Origin of the sequence: Actinomycetospora sp. NBRC 106378 (assembly GCF_030269685.1) — a bacterium.
Classification (GTDB): Bacteria; Actinomycetota; Actinomycetes; order Mycobacteriales; family Pseudonocardiaceae; genus Actinomycetospora.
The window spans coordinates 52133-70199 of the sequence record NZ_BSTT01000002.1 but is presented as its reverse complement, the minus strand read 5'-3'; the positions used below and the strand labels follow the sequence as shown (position 1 = coordinate 70199).

Below are 18067 nucleotides of genomic sequence, written 5' to 3'. Positions count from 1 at the left end.
CGAGATCACTCCAGCTACGATTTCGCCGCGGCGTCCCAAAGCGGTCTAACGCCTCCAGGCGAAGACCCGACGCACGTCGACCTAGTACCACCACCCTGACCTCTGATCGAGTAGGACATGCTTTGAATCAACCGATTTCCTGGGAAGCGTATGCAACCATCATCGCAGCATTCCTGTCCTTCGGCTTGGGCTACATCTCAAGGCGCTATTCGAAACAGAGCAGGAAGAACCGAGCGAGACTTAGCGAAGCCGAGGAGAATCTTCGACAGATCCGAACAAAGCTAAGTAAATCTAGAGTCGTACGTCGCTACGAGCAGCCCGTGTTGCTGATCGGCCCCAGGTATGTCGGCAAGTCTTCACTGCTGAAGCAATGGGAAGCACCATGGGTGTTACATGACACGCCAGGCTCGCCTTTCCAAAGGACAGCTCGCGTTCCGTTCTCCGACAAAGAAGACCTTCCTCAAGTTCCGCACTTCGCTGATCCAACCGTCAAGGTTTCCGTAACAGGACACTTTGCGTTGCGAGTTCACGACTTCAGAGGCGAGGTCACCCTCCAAGACTTACCCCTGTCGGAGGCAAGGACAGAGAGCCAGAAGATCAGAAGTGAGAATGGCGGACGTGCAGGTGTCGTTCTCATATTCATGTTCGACGCGACCGAAGCGATAGACATGGCATCCTCAGATCGATCAGATGAATACTACACCAACAAGCTCTTCGGCAATATTAGCCTTGCACTTCGAGGTGCAGAGATATTCGTACGACGAGTGATCATTGTGTATAATAAATTTGATCAGCTTGAATCGGCGCGACCGGGCGAGAATCATGGAGCCCTGCTGGCGCGTTGCGAGAGCACATTTCAGAGGGCGATCGAGAAGATCAGGGATACTTTCAGGAGGCACGATGTAAGAACAGTGGCGACTGTACTTAGTACTAATGACGAAGACATCAATACAAAAAACGCATCAATAGTACTTGGCTATGCAGCAGATGGCTTTGTGGACGAAGTTTTGAAGCGCCTCGAAAGTGAAAGCGTTGGACACCTCCATCAAGACCCAGTGCGCATACTAAAGGACGAACCGACCTCCACGGCCGATACTCCAGAGAGCGAGGACCAGGAGGCGCGGAACGCATGAGAGACTTCTACTATTTGAATGTGGCAGGGAAAGGCTACATGTCCGCCTGCGTGGAAAGAGGATCAGTCCACGTTGATTGCACAATCGACGAGAAGGCGGGAAACTATTTGGAAGTTCTTCGGCAATTTGCTCTAGCAAGTTCGAAAGACAGTTTTGTCGACCCATTCTTATGCGTAAGCCATAAGCGCACGAAGCGGTTGCCGGTCGTCGCATACGGCTTAAAGTCTACCGCGCCTGACGAGTTCGGGCGTCGAGGCATAGTCTTTCTACACGGCATAGAAGTGGATGAAGAATCAATTATACCAACCTTTTTATGGCTCGTAAGGAGGCTACGAGGCACTTTCCGGAACCAGCTAGAACTAGGTGTGGCGCGTATCGCCGCGCCTCATCAAGCAGACTCACAACCCGTGAACGAATTTCTGCTCTCGACTTCACGAGGCGCTCGCGGCTTTGAATACCATTCGTACGCAACCAACCAGCACAAAAAATTGGCGCCAGAACAATCTGAGCTGCCAAGATCGATAATATCAGATGTAGACAGCTCGGTGTCCGCCTGGCTCCTAATGCTCGCGTGTCACTCAGGGGTTGATGGTGCGTGGCAACTCACAGAATCGAGCGAAAGAGGGATGCGGCGAATTTCGTCAGATCACGATAGCGCCACCTTCGAGGCAAATCTCTCGGATTTGCTCGTGAATTACTGGCAAAGAAGGCAGTCGGCGGTGAGCGAGAAGAAGAACGCCAGTACGGCGAAGTACATACTCGCCGGCGCCTTGGTGGTCGCAGCGACCTTCTTCTCCGGCACTGTTGCCGAACATCTGACTGCGCCAGATGTTAGAACGCCAGCTCCCCTGACTACAACAATTCCGAAATCCACTACCTCACCTCCGATGCAGCCCACGCAGACCAGTCCTACCTCGACGGCTCCTACCCCTACGCCTACTCCTGCCATACCTCCCTTCCCTCTATGAGACTGTTCTAGGCTCGTCTGTGCCAGTATGTGTGCGGTATAGAAATCAGAGCGTGGCTGGTACGTCCACTCACTCTGCCACGATCGTCGCGGGGGTCGGCTGGTGAGGGCGAAAAATAGCGCGCCAACGCGTAGGTCGATTAAGACAGCGGTCCGTATAGAGCTCAGCGTCGGATGCGCACGGACGGCCCGGGCGTGGCGACGAGCAAGTTGACAGTCGCACCCGGAAATGCACGCGCAGGCGATTTTCTCCAGCGCCGCTACAGGCTCACGCATGCCTCGCTGGGAGCACCGCCGGTCGCGCAGGTGGTGACGACCAACTACGACCAGTTCTTCGAGACCACGCCGCGATCAGGGCCGTCCGGCGGCGGTTCTGCCGTTCGAGGCTCCTCAGCAGGAGTGGCTGCTCAAGGTGCACGGTGACGGGGACCTGGGCCAGGAGGAGTGCAACGTCCTGACGGGCGGGGACTACCTGCGGTTCGGGGAGCCACCGGGGCACTGGCCCGGATCGTGCAGGATATGGCCTACGCGCGCGGAAGGCACTTGAGGTCGCAACACAGAAGCGCGTGATCGTGACGGCGCTGGAGCTGGCAAGCGGCGACCCGGTGAAGCAGAGTCCTTGGGAGGTCGACTGTTACCCGATCGTCGCCATCGCCGGCCAGGACGCGAAGGTGCTCACCCACCATTCCCCGCCACCGCGCGCCGTGAGGAGAGCCCGATGAGTGAGAGCTACTAGTGTCGCGCGTCTGGAGTTCGCTGACGGATGGTGTGGGGCAGGATCTCGTCGGCGGTCTTGGTCCAGGTGAAGGGGTGGCAGCGGTCGTTCCAGCCGTCGATAAAGGTGCGGATCTTCTCGACGAGCTGAGCGACGTTGTCGAACGAGCCGCGGCGGATGGCCTGGCGGGTGATGATCCCGAAGAAGACCTCGACGAGGTTGAGCCATGATCCCGAGGTCGGGGTGAAGTGCAGCGTGATCCGCGGATGCTTGGCGAGCCATTCGTTGATCTCGGCGTGCTTGTGGGTGTGGTAGTTGTCGAGCACCACGTGCAGCCTGCGCCGCGGGTAGGCCTTGGCGACCTTCTTGAGGAAGTCGAGGAACTCGGCCTTGCCGTGCCGCTCGTAGCACTGGTCGACCACATGTCCGGTCGCGACTTCGAGGGCGGCGAACAGAGTGGTGGTGCCGTTGCGCTTGTAGTCATGCGTCGCTCGCGCCGGCAGCCCGGGGCGCATCGGCAGCATCGGCGCGGTCCGGTTCAGCGCCTGGATCTGGGACTTCTCGTCCACGCAGAGCACCACCGCATTGCGCTGTGGGGCGAGGTAGAGCCCGACCACGTCGTGGACCTTGGCCTCGAGTTCGGGGTCGGTGGAGAACTTGAAGGTCTCCGCCCGCCAGGGCTGCACGTGATAGCGCCGCCAAGCCCGGGCCACGGTGGCGGCGCCGATACTGAGCTCACCGGCGAGCAGCCGGGTCGACCAGTGGGTGATCCCGAGCCGATCCGGCGGCGCGTCGAGGGTCGCGGCGATGATCGCGGCGTCATCAATGGTCTTCGGGCGCCCGCTGCGCGGCTGGTCGTCCAGACCCGCGATCCCGCTCGCGGCGAACCGGTCCCGCCACTTGATCACCGTCGGACGCGACACCTCGAGGGCGCGGGCGGTCGCGGTCGTCCCTGAGCCGTCGGCAACGGCCAACACGATCCTGGCGCGCTCGACCGACCCGGCAGAGCGGGTCGACGAGCGCAACCAGGACTCCAACTCCGCACGATCGTCATCGTTGAAGGCCAATCCCGGGGCGGACCCCCTCAAGATCTCACCTCGAGCCATGTCAAGCAACTAACGACGCGCGACACTAGACGCGAACGCAGGCGTCTTCGTCATCTCTCGTCTCGGGCCCTGATCGGCCGCTGCGTCACTGCAGCTCGTCCTGACCGCCGCTGAGCTCGACGACTACCTCCGAGCGCTGGCACCGCACGCCACCGACGCCTTCCCCGATGTCGATCCCAGTGGCCCTCCCTGCTGCTCGGTACGTGTGCCCCCTCCGGCGCCTGCCCGTGCCCTCCTGACGCGGAGCACGCCCGCAGGTACCGGCAATCCGGAGCTCCAGGCGGTGACCGCTCCCGGCTGGCGCTGTGCCACGGGCGGACCTCTCACTCGGCCGTGGCCGGTCCGCGCAGTCCGCGGGACCGCACCCGACCCGCCGTCGGGACGACCAGAGGTCGCTTCGCTTCGTGGACAGTCATTCGTGCTCCGGCACGCAAAAGTGCTTACAGGGCGAAGCCGTCTACGCCAACGATCGCGCAAACCCGACCACGTCGCGGACGGCCTCGGCTTACACCTCCGGCATCACGTTCTGGAACATCAGCTCCCCGACGTGGCAGAGGCCGAGATTGATCTTCCCGACCGACGGGACGCCCGCCGCCACCAGCATGCGGTGGTACGCGAGGCCCTCGTCGCGCAGGGGGTCGACCTCGTTGACCGAGATGACGTGCGGGGGCAGGCCACTGAGGTCGTCGGTCGTGGCGCGCGACGGCCAGCAGGTCGGCTCGTCGATGTTCGTGCGGTCCGGGTCATAGACCTCCGCGAGCAGCGGGAACAGCGCCCGGTCGAGCCAGTACTTGTCGTTCTCCCACAGCGAGTGCAGCTCGGCGGGCGGCTCGTCCCACGAGCCGAGGATGTACGGGCACTGAGCGTAGACGCCCGCGATCTCCTCCAGCCACCCCTCGCGGCGCGCCTTGATCGCCAGCGCGAGCGACAGGTTGGCTCCCCCGGAGTCGCCCGTGAGCACGACGTGGCTGCCGCCCAGCTCGGCGAGGTTCGCGTGCACCCAGCGCACGGCCGCGGCACAGTCGTCGAGTCCGGTCGGGAACGGGTTGGCGCCCGCCACCCCGCCAGCGTTCCGATAGTCCACCCCGACGACGACCGCGCCCGCCTTCGCGAGCTCGTCCCGCCAGTGTGCGTAGAGACCCCCGGTGGCCGACAGCATCACCATGCCGCCGCCGTGGATCTGGAGGATCACCGGCAGCGGGCCGTCGACGCCGTTCGGTCGGTGGACGTGAAGCGCGATGTCGTGCCCGTCGCGGATCACGGTCCGGACCTCGCGGGACACCCCGTCCACCGGCTTCAGGTCTTGGGCGAGCACGGTGAACAGGCCCTCGAACGCCTCCTCGGCGGCGACGCTGAACCCGAGGAGGGTCTCGCGGCCGGCGTCACGGGTGAGCGGGTTGGCCGGGGGGTGGTCCAGCGCTCCGGGGGCCCCGAACACGGCGACCATGCGAGGGTCGGCGCGCGGGTCCGTGCCGAGCGTGAGGGCGGGGTCGCCGAGGCGGCCCGGGGGAACGTGCGGGGTGTCCGTGGACATCGGCCTCTCCTCGACGAGCGGAACAGCATCCGCTCGTAGCGTGGCCCAGGTCACACAGGAAGGTCAACGAGCCGGTCAGACCCGACGACCGACCATAGCGAGCAGCTGCTCCTGCGGGTCGTCACTGCGCGGCTCGACCGGGGAGGCGAACAGGCCCGGGCCGGTGAGCATGACCGGGTCGCTCGCGATGTAGGCCAACGCCTCCCCCACGGCCTCCGGGTCCACGTGCTCATCCAGCCCGGCGCCCCGGGCGAGGTCCCACTCGTGGACGGTGAGGTCGACGAGCATCTGCACCGCGGACTCCTCGACCCCGAGCCAGCCGAACGACGTGTGCACCTGCGCAGCGCCGCCGGACCACGCGGGGCGCGAGAGCCGAGCGGCCTCGTCCCACGCGCGGACCGGGCCGTCGCCGACCAGGTCGCCGTCGTACCGCTCCCCCACCTCGTCCATCGCCTCGCCCGCCAGCACGTGCGGCGCCCAGCGGTGCTCGAATACCATGTGCGCCACGAGGTCCCGCACGCTCCACTCCGAGCACGGCGTCGGCGCCGACCACCGGTCCGCCGGCACCGCGTGCACCCGCGCGCCGAAGCGGTCCATGGCGGCCGGGATCAGCCGGCGGGCGTCGTCCACGCCGGGAGACCCTTCCCGACGACGGGTCAGCTACGCCAGGTCCCCTATCGGCGTGCTCAGCTGGATGCCAGGAAGTCGACCATCGCCACGCCGAACTCCGGAGCGGCCATCGCCGCGACGTGGTCACCCGGCACCGCACCGACGCGACCGTCACCGAGGGCCGCCGCCAGAGCGGGCGCGGTGAGCCGGGCACGGTCGTCCTCTTCCGTGAGAACGAGCGTAGGGACGGGGATGGCGGCGAGGACGTCGTCCGGAGTGGCCACGTAGGTGCCGAGGAGATGCAGCAGGGCGACGGGGTCGAAGCCGTGGTCGACGATCCACCGCGACGGCGGGTCGAGCACCTCGCCCCGCGAGATCGCCGACAGGCGCTCCCGGAACGCAGTCGTGTTCGGCCCGTCCGCCTCGGCCGCGGCACGACCCTGACCCGCGATGACAGCCCGCCGCGGTCGGGCGCCCCGTGCGAGCATGCGCAGCACCACCCGACCGCCGAGCGAGTAGCCGGCGAGGTCGTAGTCCTCGAGGCCGAGCGCCTCGACGAGCGCGAGCCCGTCGTCGGCGAGGACGTCCGAGGGCCAGGCGGACGCGTCGCGCGGGTCAGCGCTGTCCCCGTGGGCGCGCAGGTCGGGAAGGATCACCCGAAAGCCTGCGGCGGCGAGCGCGGGCGCGGGACCGTCGTCGACGAGCTGGGCAGCCGAGCCCGTGAAGCCGTGCACGAACACCAGCGGGCGACCCGCGCCCAGCTCGAGGTACGCCAGTGCGATCCCGTCGTGAGCGCGGAAGAACACGTCGCCCACTGTCCCGCGAGTTCGACGAAACGGCCCCCGAGGGCGGGCGCGGTTTGCCACCCTCGACCCGTGCCCGACGGCTTCGACGTCCGCCCCGACCAGCTCCGGGCGGGAGCAAGCGCACTCCGTGGTGACGTGAGCGGCGTGAACGCGGCGCGTGGTCGGGCCGGCGCCGCAGCGCAGTCGGCGGCCGGCGGGTCCGGCGAGGGTCCGCTGGCACATGCCGCGAACGAGCTGTCGTCGCAGCTCGACAAGGCGGTCGACGCGATCGAGCGCAGCGTCACCGCGACCGCGGCCGCCATCGAAGCGGCGGCGGGGAACTACCAGACCTCCGACGCTGCTGCCTCGCGCTCCATCGGCGGCAGCATCCCGGGTTTCTGATGCCCGTCCTCGGTGACCCGGACGCGGTCCTCACCGCCTCGGAGGAACTGAGGTCGGCGGCCAGGGACATCCAGGTCGCGAGGGAGGGACTTGCCGCTCGAGGTAGCGCGATCACCGCCGATTGGAGCGGCCGGGCTGCGCCGGCCGCTCTCGACCTCATCAACCGCCAGGCGGCAGACCTGCAGCTCGCGGTGGACGCGGTCGCCCGGTCCGCGCCACCCCTGGCAACCTTCGCCGCCGAGCTGCGGGCCGCACAACAGGAGTACGCGCGGGGCGAGGAGATGATGCGCGCCGGCGAGGCGGCCAAGACGTCGGCGGGCTCGGGAGCCGTGCCGACGGCCGATGCCGCCCGTGAGGCCGCCGAGCAGACCATGGACGACGCGGCCGAGATCATGCTCGCCGCCGAGGAGCGCGCCCTCCGGGCGAACGAGATCGCGGCCCGCGCGGTCGGCGAGGCTGCCGCGACGCTCGCGGCCGTCGTGCCGCGTGAGCCTGCCCCGCCCGTCGTCGGGGACAGCGGGCCCGACGTCGGCGGTTTCGTCGCCGACGTCGGCAACACCGCGGCCTCGTTCGGCAACGCGGCGCTGCAGGACCCGGGAGCCGTCGCGTCGATCCTCGGCGGGGCTGGACTGATCACGCTCGGCGCGGGCGGTCAGCTCGGCGGGTTGGCCCTCGACGCGACCGGAGTCGGGATCCCGGCCGGGATCGCGACGCACGCCGCGTCCGCGGGCGCCATCGCCGCGGGAGTGGGGCTGGTCGGCGTCGGGGCCATGTCGGTGGCGCAGTCCGCCTCCGGTGACGGGAGGGTGGAACCGTTCGGGGGCAGCGGTTCGGGATCGGGGCGACCGCCCGCGGCTCGCAAGCCCGACGTCAGCGACTCCGCTCTCGACAGAATCATCCGACCTCTGTACCGCGGCACGGAGTCCGAGTCCCGTGTCGGCAGTGGAACCACCGCGGACGCCGTCCGCTACGAGCGTGCGACGGGCTCGCCCAGCGGGGGAAAGTTCCATACCGAGAAGGCCAACAACACGGTACGGGCACTGCGAAAGTGGCTAAGGCGCAATCCGGAGGCCTCCGCGGAGGACCGCGCCCTCGCGCAACGTGAGTTCGATGATCTGCTCGACGCATTGGGGAGGACAGGGTGAGCGACGATGACCCGCCGATCGACTCCGCGGTCGCACGACAGGTGGCGGACACGCTGAGCGCAACCTCGACCACGGCCAGGACGATCGTCGACGAGCACATCGAACAGTTCGACGAGGTTCTGTCCACGGTGCTGCTCGACGAGGTCGGTGAGTGGTACCGAACCTCCGTCCACGACGGCGCGGAGGGTGCCGCGGACGCTGTTCGTGCCGTGAGTGCACTGGCCGACCTGTTCGCGGCGGGCGGCGACTCGATGAGGACCGTCATCGCGACGGGTCTGCTCGAGGCGATGCCGGGACCCAACGAGGAAGATCGTGCAGTCGTAGACGAGCTGCCCCCGCCGCTGCGGAACGAGCTGCGGGCGATGGAGGGATGGCGACCCGACACGGCTCCCCCGGCCTCTCCGCAGGGCACGGGAGACCAACGCTGACCAACCGGCGTCCCGTCACCGACGACGAGACCGACCCGGTGTGGGTCCGCTGGTGGGCCTGCGACCCGCGGCCGAGCGGGCGGCCCGTGCGGTACGGGCCGGTCGTGCACACCCTCGCCGAGCTGCTCGAGGCCGTCGCCTCGGGCCGGGCCATCGCCATCACGGGCGGCTCCGTCGCCGACAACTACCGCCACCGAGGTGGTCTTCCTCCCCGTTCTCGACGTCGAGCCGTGCCCCATCTCCCTCTGCACTCGCACCGACGACCGGTCACCGGCGGTCGAGGCGCTCCGCCGGGCCGTGCGGACCCTGCAGGACACGGCCCCCGCGACCGCCGACGCGCGGTAGGCGAGCCGGACCCGTCGTCGGGACGTCAGTGCTGCAGCGGGGGCACCGGGAGCGCGCGGAGCTCGGCCAGCACCGCCGCGCGGTCGACCGGTCCGGCGTCGGCGTCGGCGGGGCCGAGGCGCCGGACGACGCCGAGCAGCACGACGCCGAGCGGGTGGTCGACGTAGCGGTGGGCGTTCCACTCCCGGACCGTGTCGGTGCGCACGAGGAACTCGACGACGGTGCCGCCCGACCCGTCGTCCCCGACCTCGCGGTGGACCACATCGGCCGGGCTCTGCTCCATCGCGTCGAGCAGTGCGGCGACCGTGGCGTCCGCGCCGGACGACCGCGTGTCCACCTCGACGAGCACCATGGCGGTGAACGCCTCGACGCTCTGCCCGGCCGGCACGTACTCGGCCTTGTGGTAGCCGGGCACCGGGGTCGACCGCCACGCGAGCTCGTGGACGAGCCCGGCCACGGTGACCCGCTCCGGCCAGACGAGGACGACGTCGGCCAACCGGGACCCGGGCCGGTCGACCTCGAGCAGGTCCCCGACCCGCTCCACCCGCGAGCCGCGGAGCCGACGCGCGACCGTGCCGTAGGGCTGGGCGAGCAGCCAGGCGTCGGGGTCGTCGACGGTCCCGGCCTCGACCAGGATCGCGTCGCGGCGCTCGCCGTCGACCGTGGCGTAGCCGTCCCACGCGATCGCGTACAGCGTCGCGGGCGAGGTCGGCCCCACGGTGGCCCGGGCCTGCTCGAGGCCCTCGGCGAGGTCGGGTCCGAAGCGGGTGTGCTGCAGGGCCCGGTCCCGCGGGCCGGACCGGTCGTCGAGGAGCATGAGGTGCGGCGCGAACGGAGCGCTGCCGGCCCGCAGGCTCTCGATGCTGTCGGCCACGATCCACTCCACGAGTTCCGCGACGTGCGCCGGAAGCGTCACGACGTCACCTCCGGGACCGGCGCGTCCATGAACCGACCGAGCAGCGCAGGGCGCTCCGCCCCGAGTCCGGTCAGGAACGGGTCGATCTCCTCGCCGTACGCGCGATGGGTCCACGCGAGCACCACGAGCCCGACCCGGTGCGGGATCACCCGTACCGCGTTCCACTCCCACGCCGGGAGGCCCGCCTCGTGGTGGCTGAGCAGGAAGTCGAGCAGGTACTCACCGCTGCCGTCGTTCGCCGTGAACACCTCGTGGTTCATCTCGGCCGGGCCGTCGTGTCGCGCCGCGTGCAGGGGCAACCAGTGCCCGAGGACGGTGGCGGGGGTCAGGCCGCGCGCGGTGTGGACGTCGAGCTGGACCCGTCGTCGGAACCGGGCCGGGTCCTCGTCCGGCGGGAGGTAGAGATGCGAGGCGTTCTCCGGGTCCGGGCTCGCGGTGCGGTGCTGCCGGTAGCGCACTCCGGCCACCTCGACCTCGGGTGGCGCCGTCGGCGCGGCGACCCTGCGTCGGAACAGTCCCATGTCTCCCCCTCCGTGCCGGAAGGGCAGCATGCCCCGGTTCGTGGCGGGAGGGCAGCCGTACGACTGCTCTGGACCGCGACCCCGTCGTGGTGTAGCGGCCGCCGACCCGACCCGTCGTCGGGAAGGCTCACGCCGCCAGGTGGAACGTGTCCGCGAAGCGGTCGAGCAGCACCCCGGGGCCGCGGAGGACCTCGACGACGCCGCTCGCGATCGCGCGGTCGGGCGCGAGCTCGCCGGAGATGACGCGGCGGATGTCCGCACCCGCGGCGAAGGCGAGGTCGGCCGGACCGTCCCCGCGGGCCACCTCCAACGAGGGCCCGTCCACCCGGATCAGCAGCTCGGCGTCCCCGAGACGGGCCGCGTAGGCCGTGGTCGGCAACGACGCCGCCACCTGCGCCCGGAACGCGGACCGCAGGGCCATCGTCATGGCGTCCGGGGTGATGACCTGCTCCTCGCGCGGGTCGCCCAACGCCTTGAACCCCCACGCGGACAGGGCCAGGACGACCGGCTCGAGCTCACGCCCGTACGGCGTCAGCTCGTAGATGATCACCCGCGAGCGCGGAGCCCGACGGATGATCCCGGCCGCCTGCAGCTCCTTCAGCCGGGCGGCGAGGATGTTGCTCGGGATGCGCGGCAGGCCGGCGGCGAGCTCGCCGTTGCGACGGGGCCCGACGAGCAGGTCACGCACGATGAGCAGCGCCCAGCGCTCCCCGATGAGCTCGATCGCGCGCGTGACCCCGTCGTACTGCCCGTACTCCCGCGGCGCCATCAGGCCTGCTGGTCGGCCATGAACGCCTCGGGTCCCTGCTCGGCGGCCTTCGGGTCCATCCAGCCGAACTCGAGCAGGTTGCCGTCCGGGTCGGTGAGCTGACGCTGGTACATGAAGCCGTAGTCCGACGCCGGCCGCGCCTCGGTGCCGCCTGCCGCGAGGCCCGCGGCAACGGTGCCGTCGACGTCGTCCCGGCTGTCGAGCATGAGCGCGGTCGCCACCGAGACGTCCTTGGCCGGGTCGCCGATCGGCCGGTCGGTGAAGGTCTGGAAGAAGTCGCGGAGCAGCAGCATGAAGAAGTTGTGGTCCTCCTCCACGACGACGCAGGCGGCGTTGTGGTCGGTGAACGCCGGGTTGATCCGGAACCCGAGGGCCTCGTAGAAGGCCTTGGCGCGCTCCAGGTCGGTGACGGGCAGGTTGACGAACATCAGGGTCATGGCCGCAGAGCGTGCCGACGTCGCTTGCAAAAAACAAGTCCCGGTCCATACTCGCCGCCATGACCGCCTCGTGTCGCTCGACGGCTACGTCGCCCTGCCTAACGCTCGTAGGTCTGCAGCACCATCGCGTCCCGCCCGCCGGGCAGCAGGGCGAACACCCGGACCGCCGTCGACGTCAGGCCGCTCGTGCGGGTCGCCGTGGCGTCGACGAGGGAGAGCTCGTCGACGAGGTGCGGAGCGACCCGCGCGAGGTCCACCGACGACGACCGGAAGCCCGCGTCCGCCGCCCGCATCGCCGGCTGCAGGCCCGCCACCCACGTGACCCACGGCGCGACCGTGTCCGCCACCAGCGTGCTCCCCGGAGTGAGCGCGTGGTCCACCACCGCCGCCACGCCCGCCGGGTCGAGGTACATCAGCAGGCCCTCGGCGATCACGAGACGCGGCAGCTCGGCCGGGAACCGGTCGTACAGCGAAGGGTCGGTCACGTCGCCGGCGACGGTCGTCGACGGCTCCGAGGCGTAGAGCCGACGCCGCAGGTCGATGACCGGCTCCTGGTCGACGTCGAACCACTGCACGCCCGGGCCCGGGTCGAGCCGCAGGACCCGGCTGTCCAGCCCGCAGCCCAGGTGCAGCACCACGGCCTCGTCGTGCCGGGCGAGCCACGTCCGCGCCGCGTCGTCGATCAGCTTCGCCCGGGCGCAGATGAGCGGGGTGTTCCCGCCGAGGCTCACGCCCAGGTCGGGCGGGTCCTCGACGCGGGCGAGCAGGTCGGCGGCGTAGCGGTCGCCGAGGATCGGGCGCTCCGCCGCGGCGTCGTGCGCGTGCATCGCGAGCGTCCACAGCATCGTCCGCTGTTCGTGCCGCAGCTCCACCATGCTCCGGGACTTCCCGACGACGGGTCGCGCGACGCAACACCGCGGTCCGCCCCGGGGTTCTCCCCGGCGTGACCCTGTTCCAGGACGACCCGCTCGCCGCCGCCCTCGACGGCGACGGATTCGCACAGCTGCCCAGGCTCCTCGACGCCGGGACCTGCCGCGAGCTGGCCGCGATGTTCGACGACGACGCACGCTTCCGGTCCACGGTCGTCATGGCCCGGCACGCCTTCGGGGAGGGCCGGTACCGGTACTTCGCCGACCCGCTGCCCGACGTGGTCGCCGACCTGCGCACCGGCCTCTACCCGCGGCTCGCCGCCGTGGCGAACCGGTGGGCCGAGGTGCTCGGCGAGCCCGGCTATCCGGCGACGCACGCCGAGTACCGCGCCCTGTGCGCCGCCGCGGGCCAGACGAAGCCGACGCCGCTGCTCCTGCGCTACGGGCCGACCGGCTACAACTGCCTGCACCAGGACCTCTACGGCGACCTCGTCTTCCCCCTGCAGGTGCTCGTGATGCTGAGCGAGCCCGACGTCGACTTCACCGGCGGCGAGAGCGTGTTCGTCGAGCAGCGCCCGCGGCAGCAGTCCCGCGCGACCGTCGTCCGACCGCGTCAGGGCGACGCGGTCGTCTTCCCGGTCCACCACCGGCCGCGCCGGGGCGCGCGGGGCCACCACCGGGTGCAGATGCGCCACGGGGTCTCGACGGTGCACAGCGGCAACCGGCACGTACTCGGCGTGATCTTCCACGACGCCGCCTGATCAGACCTGCGTGAGCACCTGCGGCCCGTCCGCAGTGATCGCGACGGTGTGCTCGACGTGCGCCGCGCGGGTGCGGTCGACGGTGCGGAGGGTCCAGCCGTCGTCGTCCTCGCGGTAGCCGTCGGTGCCGCCGGCGATGAGCATCGGCTCGATCGCGAGGACCAGGCCCGGCCGCAGCCGGTACCCGCGGTTCGCACGGCCCTCGTTCGGCACGTGCGGGGCCTCGTGCATCTCGCGGCCGATCCCGTGCCCGCCGTGCCCCTCCATCAGGCCGTACCCGGCGCCGCGCGCGAGCGTGCCGATGGCGTGCGCGATGTCGCCGATCTTGTTGCCGGACCGGGCGGCGTCGATCCCGGCCTGCAGGGCCCTCTCCGTGGTCTCGATGAGGTGCTGGTCGGCCGCGTCGTGGCGCTCCCCCACGATGAAGCTGATCGCGGCGTCGCCGCTCCAGCCGTGGATGCGGGCGCCGCAGTCGACGCTGACCAGGTCCCCGTCGCACAGCACGTAGTCGTTCGGGATGCCGTGGACGATCGCGTCGTTGACGCTGATGCAGGCCACGGCCGGGAAGGGTGTCGACGCCGAGCTCGGCCGGTAGTTCAGGAACAGCGGCTCGGCCCCGGCCCGGGCGATGACCTCCGCAGCGACGTCGTCCAGCTCCTTCAACGACCTCCCGACGACGGCCGCCTCCTTCGCCGCCGCCAGCGCCTGCGCGGTGATCCGGCCGGCCTCCCGCATCAGCTCGATCTCGTGACGGTTCTTGATCTCGATCATGGGGCGCTCCGACGGCGTGGGATAACTATCCCGGTATTAGTATCACGGTCATGGTGCGTGTGCCGCTGACCCCGGACGAACGCGAGCGGGGAGCCCGCCTCGGGGAGGTGCTGCGCGCCGCGCGCGGGCCGCGGTCGATGACCGAGGTCGCGGCCGCCGTCGGGATGCCGGTGGAGACGCTGCGGAAGATCGAGTCGGGCCGGGTGCCGACGCCGGCGTTCTTCACGATCGCGGCGCTCGCGACGGAGCTGTCGCTGCCGCTGGACGCGCTGGTCGCGGCGTGCCGCCCGGAGCCCGACGCCGCCGAGTCCCGGAGCGCCTGAGGCCCCGTCAAGATCCGGCCGTGCGGAGCGAAGTGCTCGCTGAGCGACCACTTCGCTCCGCGTTATGAGATCTTGGAAAGTTTTTCGGGAGCCGTGTCGAAGGACCGTCGGCCCGTCCGACGCAGGGGTACGAGACCGGCACGGAGCCGGTCACCAGCCCTCGGAGGCCACCATGTCCGTCCTCACCGCTCCCGCCGCCACCACCACCCGCACCAGCGCCCTGGTCCTCGGCGGCCTCGCCGCCACGGTCGGCGCCTCGATCGCGACCTCCGCGATCGCCGCCGCCGGGAACGCCGTCGGGATCAGCCTCGACATCAGCGGCGCCCCGATCCCCGTGCCCGGCTTCGCCTCCCTCACCGCGATCTTCTCGGTGATCGGCCTCGTCCTCGCCCTGGTGCTGTCCCGCACCGCCCGCAGCCCCCGGATGGCGTTCGTCCGGACGACCGTCGTCCTCACCGCGCTGTCGCTGGTCCCGGACGTCCTCGCCGACGCCGCGACAGCCACGAAGCTGCTGCTCATGCTCACGCACCTCGTCGCGGCGGCGATCGTCGTCCCGGTGATCGCCCGGCGACTCGCGGTCTGAGCCCCGTCCCGACGGCGAGCCCAGGCGCCGCATCTCGATCATCGGAACGAGGAGGATCCGGACGCCGAGCGTCCGGATCCTCCTCGTTCTGATGATCATGCGCGTGGACGACGGCCCTACGGATGGTCGGTAGCGTCCGCACCGTGCCCCGGACGCGTCTCGACACCGAGCGCGTCCGGGCAGCACTCGGGGCGCCGGCGATGACGTGGTCGTGGCAGCAGGGTCGGGTGGTCACCACGGCGTCGACCGACACGATCGCCGACGGGGTCGCGGGGCGGCTCCCCCTGGCCGAGGTGCTCGAGGACCTGCTCGTGGTGGCCGACGACGCGGTCCTCGTCCGCGAGGAGTCGATCGTCGCGGGGGTGCGGTTGCTGCACGAGCGGGCCGGGCTCGTCGTCGAACCGTCGGCCGCTCTCGGCGTCGCCGCGATCCTGGAGGACCCGGAGCGGTTCACGGGGCGGCGGGTCGTGACCGTGGTGTGCGGGGGCAACGTCGACCCGGACGCGCACCGACGCTGGGTCGGTCCCTAGCGTTGCCGCCCGTGGCACCCGCATTGACCGAGGACGACCTGACCGAACTCAGCTCCGAGGCGATCGGGTCGGACGACCCCCGGCCCTACATCGACCGGCTCGTGGCAGCGGTCGACGAGGACCGGCTCGCCGCACCCGACCTCGCCTCCTACGCGCTCGGGCTGGCGGCCGACCTCGCCGACGGCCTGCACGACGGGCCCCTGGCGCTGTCGCTCTCGGAGCGCTCGGTCGAGGCGACGCGCGGCGAGACCGACGAGCACTGGACCCGCGCCCGGCACGCCGAACTGCTGCTGCGCTTCGGGCGCGAGGACGAGGGCATGCGCGAGCTGCACGCGCTGCGCCCGCAGCTCACCCGCGACGAGATGGCGAGCGTCTACGTCACCGAGGCGCTCACCGAGAACGGACGGGGCGACACCGCCGAGGAGTGGCTGAGCACCGCGCTGGCCACGGCGGCCGAGATCGTCGAGCGGGCGGGTTCGGGCCCCGAGGCCGACGAGGCCCGCGAGGTCGAGTCGGCGCTGGCGGTCCGCCGCTTCCACGTCCGCCGCGAGCTGGGGCTCCCCTACGACGACGTCGACCGGATCGCCGAGCAGCTCGACGACGAGGGGCCGGACTACATCTTCTGGCCGAAGGCGGCGTTCGAGGCGTTGCTGGAGGCGCAGCCGGACGCGGCCGAGGAGCTCGGGGCCACCTGGGACGAGCACCGCGCGATGATCGAGCGCGACCTGCAGGAGAGCGACCCGTCCGACCGGCCGCTCGTCGAGGTCGGCACGCCCGACCTGCTCACGGCGCTGCTCGCCGACGACTCCGACGACTCGGTCGCGGCGCCGACGCCCGGCCCGGAGCTCGAGTGGCCGCCCGGGCGGAACGACCCGTGCTGGTGCGGCTCCGGCTCCAAGTACAAGAAGTGCTGCCTGCCCCGCGGACGCAGCTAGGCCCCGAACCACCGGGCGAGGTGCTCCTCGAGCTCCCGCTGGTCGTCGCCGGCCCAGGCCACGTGGCCGTCGGGGCGGAGCAACAGCGACTCAGGAGCGGACCCCCTATCGGCGTGCTGCATAGAACTCCTGTCGGGAAGGCGATCGACGCGGTCGGACCAGGCGCCCACGGAGAGCCCGGTCCGGTCGAGCAGCAGCCCACGGCCCTCGTGCAGGTGCGCGTAGAGCCGATCCGAGTCGACCTCGACGTCGGGCAGGCGGCGACCGACGCGGTCGTCGTCGGAGCCCAGGTCGTAGCGGACGCCGGTCGCGGCGATCCGGCCGGTCAGGTGCGCGCTGACGCCCGGCAGCTGCCCGACCTCGGTGAGCAGGGTCCGCAGCGCCGCCGTCTGCGGGTCCTCGCGCAGCAGCGCGACCATGGCCCGACAACTGACGACGACGCCCTCCGCCACCGGTCGGCGCTCGGCCTCGTAGGAGTCGAGCAGGTGCTCCGGCGCCCACCCGGCGACGGCGGCCGCGAGCTTCCAGCCCAGGTTGACCGCGTCCTGGAGGCCGAGGTTGAGCCCCTGACCGCCGGTGGGCGGGTGGACGTGCGCGGCGTCGCCGGCGAGGAACACGCGACCGACGCGGTAGGCATCGGCGAGACGGTCGCCGGTGCCGAAGCGCGAGACGCCGCGCGGCGAGTGCGCCCCGAAGTCGGTGCCGGCGAACTCCCGGAGCCGGTCGCGGAACTCCTCGAACGTCGGCTGCGGGCCGTCGGAGACGGTGGCGGCGGGCAGGATCACGCGGGACACGCCGCCCTCGAACGGCGCGACACCGAAGCGCAGGTGGGTCTTCCGGAGCTCGGCGACGACGGCGGTCGGGTCCTCGGTGAGCTCCACGTCGGCGAGGTAGGTGTCGGCGGTCGACGGTTCGCCGCGGAAGCCGACCCCGACAGCCGCGCGGACGACGCTGCGGCCGCCGTCGGCCCCGACGACGTAGCGGGCGCGCAGGGAGGAGCCGTCGGCGAGGGTGACCGTCACCCCGTCGTCGTCCTGGTCGAGGCCGGTGACCTCGACCCCGCGCCGGAGGTCGGCGCCGAGCTCGAGCGCACGGTCGGTCAGCAAGCGCTCGATCTTCTCCTGTCGGATCGCGAGGCCGTAGGGGTGCGCGGTCTCGAGGTCGTCCGGCCAGGGCAGCGGGATCGCGGCGAGCGGGCCGCCGACGCTGAAGCGCGTGGCCTCCGCCTCGAAGCGGTCGAGCAGGCCGCGCTGGTCGAGGATCTCCACGCTGCGCACGTGCAGGCCGAGACCACCGGCCCGCCAGGTGGCGCTCGCACGCTTCTCCAGCACGACGACCTCCACGCCGTGCAGCTGCAGCTCCGCGGCCAGCATCGTCCCCGTCGGCCCTGCCCCCACGATCAGCACGTCGATCACGGCCGCAGAGTCTGCGGGCGAGGGGCGGTCTTGTGGCAAGTCCCCCCGCCCGCTATACGTTGAGGTGG

Annotated in this window: 20 protein-coding genes; 9 read left to right on the top strand and 11 right to left on the bottom strand. The window is 70.3% G+C overall.

Annotation, left to right across the window (positions count from 1 at the left end):
• Nucleotides 1–320 precede the first annotated feature (320 nt).
• Entirely contained in the window at nt 321–1133 is an 813-nt protein-coding gene (locus tag QSK00_RS04770) for a hypothetical protein (RefSeq protein ID WP_285588118.1), read from the top strand.
• Nucleotides 1134–2832: 1699 nt separating this feature from the next.
• Here QSK00_RS04770 and QSK00_RS04765 read toward each other — a convergent pair.
• The 4 genes from QSK00_RS04765 to QSK00_RS04750 form a co-directional block, all read right to left on the bottom strand.
• Nucleotides 2833–3921 carry an IS630 family transposase gene (locus tag QSK00_RS04765; protein ID WP_285588117.1) on the bottom strand — a complete coding sequence of 363 codons (1089 nt, stop codon included), beginning with the start codon at nt 3919–3921 and terminating at the stop codon, nt 2833–2835.
• 505 nt (nt 3922–4426) lie between these two features.
• Nucleotides 4427–5455, bottom strand: coding sequence for an alpha/beta hydrolase (locus tag QSK00_RS04760; RefSeq protein ID WP_285588115.1), 1029 nt, complete (start codon nt 5453–5455; stop codon nt 4427–4429).
• A gap of 75 nt (nt 5456–5530) precedes the next feature.
• Complete coding sequence (locus QSK00_RS04755) at nt 5531–6085, bottom strand: TIGR03086 family metal-binding protein (RefSeq protein WP_285588113.1); 555 nt, start codon at nt 6083–6085, stop codon at nt 5531–5533.
• A 56-nt stretch (nt 6086–6141) separates the two neighbouring features.
• Nucleotides 6142–6870: an alpha/beta fold hydrolase gene (locus tag QSK00_RS04750; protein ID WP_285588111.1), complete on the bottom strand. Its 729-nt coding sequence runs from the start codon at nt 6868–6870 to the stop codon at nt 6142–6144.
• A 69-nt stretch (nt 6871–6939) separates the two neighbouring features.
• Between QSK00_RS04750 and QSK00_RS04745 the strand changes: the two genes are divergently transcribed.
• From QSK00_RS04745 to QSK00_RS04735, 3 genes are read left to right on the top strand one after another with little or no spacing between them, the layout of a single operon-like run.
• Nucleotides 6940–7251: a type VII secretion target gene (locus QSK00_RS04745; protein WP_285588109.1), complete on the top strand. Its 312-nt coding sequence runs from the start codon at nt 6940–6942 to the stop codon at nt 7249–7251.
• Nucleotides 7251–8396, top strand: a complete 1146-nt coding sequence (locus QSK00_RS04740; RefSeq protein ID WP_285588107.1) for a WXG100 family type VII secretion target — start codon at nt 7251–7253, stop codon at nt 8394–8396. The genes QSK00_RS04745 and QSK00_RS04740 overlap by 1 nt, the downstream gene beginning before the upstream one ends.
• Entirely contained in the window at nt 8393–8824 is a 432-nt protein-coding gene (locus QSK00_RS04735) for a hypothetical protein (RefSeq protein ID WP_285588104.1), read from the top strand. The genes QSK00_RS04740 and QSK00_RS04735 overlap by 4 nt, the downstream gene beginning before the upstream one ends.
• A 370-nt stretch (nt 8825–9194) precedes the next feature.
• Here the strand turns inward: QSK00_RS04735 and QSK00_RS04730 are convergent, their stop codons facing one another.
• The 5 genes from QSK00_RS04730 to QSK00_RS04710 all read right to left on the bottom strand — a co-directional run bounded on the left by QSK00_RS04730 (nt 9195) and on the right by QSK00_RS04710 (nt 12687).
• The gene (locus QSK00_RS04730) at nt 9195–10085 is read right to left on the bottom strand and encodes an HI_0983 family protein (protein ID WP_285588103.1); all 891 of its coding nucleotides are present in this window, start codon (nt 10083–10085) and stop codon (nt 9195–9197) included.
• On the bottom strand, nt 10082–10606 hold the full coding sequence (locus QSK00_RS04725) for an HI_0983 family protein (RefSeq protein ID WP_285588102.1): 525 nt from the start codon (nt 10604–10606) through the stop codon (nt 10082–10084). The genes QSK00_RS04730 and QSK00_RS04725 overlap by 4 nt, the downstream gene beginning before the upstream one ends.
• Nucleotides 10607–10733: 127 nt before the next feature.
• On the bottom strand, nt 10734–11375 hold the full coding sequence (locus QSK00_RS04720) for a winged helix-turn-helix transcriptional regulator (RefSeq protein WP_285588101.1): 642 nt from the start codon (nt 11373–11375) through the stop codon (nt 10734–10736).
• Entirely contained in the window at nt 11375–11812 is a 438-nt protein-coding gene (locus QSK00_RS04715; protein ID WP_285588099.1) for a VOC family protein, read from the bottom strand. Before QSK00_RS04715 ends, QSK00_RS04720 begins: the two co-directional genes overlap by 1 nt.
• 98 nt (nt 11813–11910) lie before the next feature.
• The gene (locus QSK00_RS04710) at nt 11911–12687 is read right to left on the bottom strand and encodes a class I SAM-dependent methyltransferase (RefSeq protein ID WP_285588098.1); all 777 of its coding nucleotides are present in this window, start codon (nt 12685–12687) and stop codon (nt 11911–11913) included.
• Between the two features lie 68 nt (nt 12688–12755).
• Here QSK00_RS04710 and QSK00_RS04705 point away from each other — a divergent pair, with 68 nt between their 5' ends.
• Complete coding sequence (locus tag QSK00_RS04705; protein WP_285588097.1) at nt 12756–13442, top strand: 2OG-Fe(II) oxygenase; 687 nt, start codon at nt 12756–12758, stop codon at nt 13440–13442.
• Here QSK00_RS04705 and map read toward each other — a convergent pair whose 3' ends face one another.
• Entirely contained in the window at nt 13443–14213 is a 771-nt protein-coding gene (gene map / locus QSK00_RS04700) for a type I methionyl aminopeptidase (protein WP_285588096.1), read from the bottom strand.
• 50 nt (nt 14214–14263) lie between these two features.
• On the opposite strand from map, the gene QSK00_RS04695 reads away from it, so the two are divergent.
• From QSK00_RS04695 to QSK00_RS04680, 4 genes are all read left to right on the top strand, one after another.
• The gene (locus QSK00_RS04695) at nt 14264–14536 is read left to right on the top strand and encodes a helix-turn-helix domain-containing protein (RefSeq protein WP_285588095.1); all 273 of its coding nucleotides are present in this window, start codon (nt 14264–14266) and stop codon (nt 14534–14536) included.
• A gap of 172 nt (nt 14537–14708) precedes the next feature.
• The gene (locus tag QSK00_RS04690) at nt 14709–15119 is read left to right on the top strand and encodes a DUF6069 family protein (RefSeq protein ID WP_285588094.1); all 411 of its coding nucleotides are present in this window, start codon (nt 14709–14711) and stop codon (nt 15117–15119) included.
• 143 nt (nt 15120–15262) lie between these two features.
• Nucleotides 15263–15649: a pyridoxal-phosphate dependent enzyme gene (locus QSK00_RS04685; RefSeq protein ID WP_285588093.1), complete on the top strand. Its 387-nt coding sequence runs from the start codon at nt 15263–15265 to the stop codon at nt 15647–15649.
• Between the two features lie 11 nt (nt 15650–15660).
• Nucleotides 15661–16584 (top strand): SEC-C domain-containing protein, encoded by a 924-nt coding sequence (locus tag QSK00_RS04680; RefSeq protein ID WP_285588092.1) that lies wholly within the window; start codon nt 15661–15663, stop codon nt 16582–16584.
• Here the strand turns inward: QSK00_RS04680 and QSK00_RS04675 are convergent.
• Nucleotides 16581–17999, bottom strand: a complete 1419-nt coding sequence (locus QSK00_RS04675; RefSeq protein WP_285588091.1) for an FAD-dependent oxidoreductase — start codon at nt 17997–17999, stop codon at nt 16581–16583. The genes QSK00_RS04680 and QSK00_RS04675 overlap by 4 nt on opposite strands.
• Nucleotides 18000–18067 lie beyond the last annotated feature (68 nt).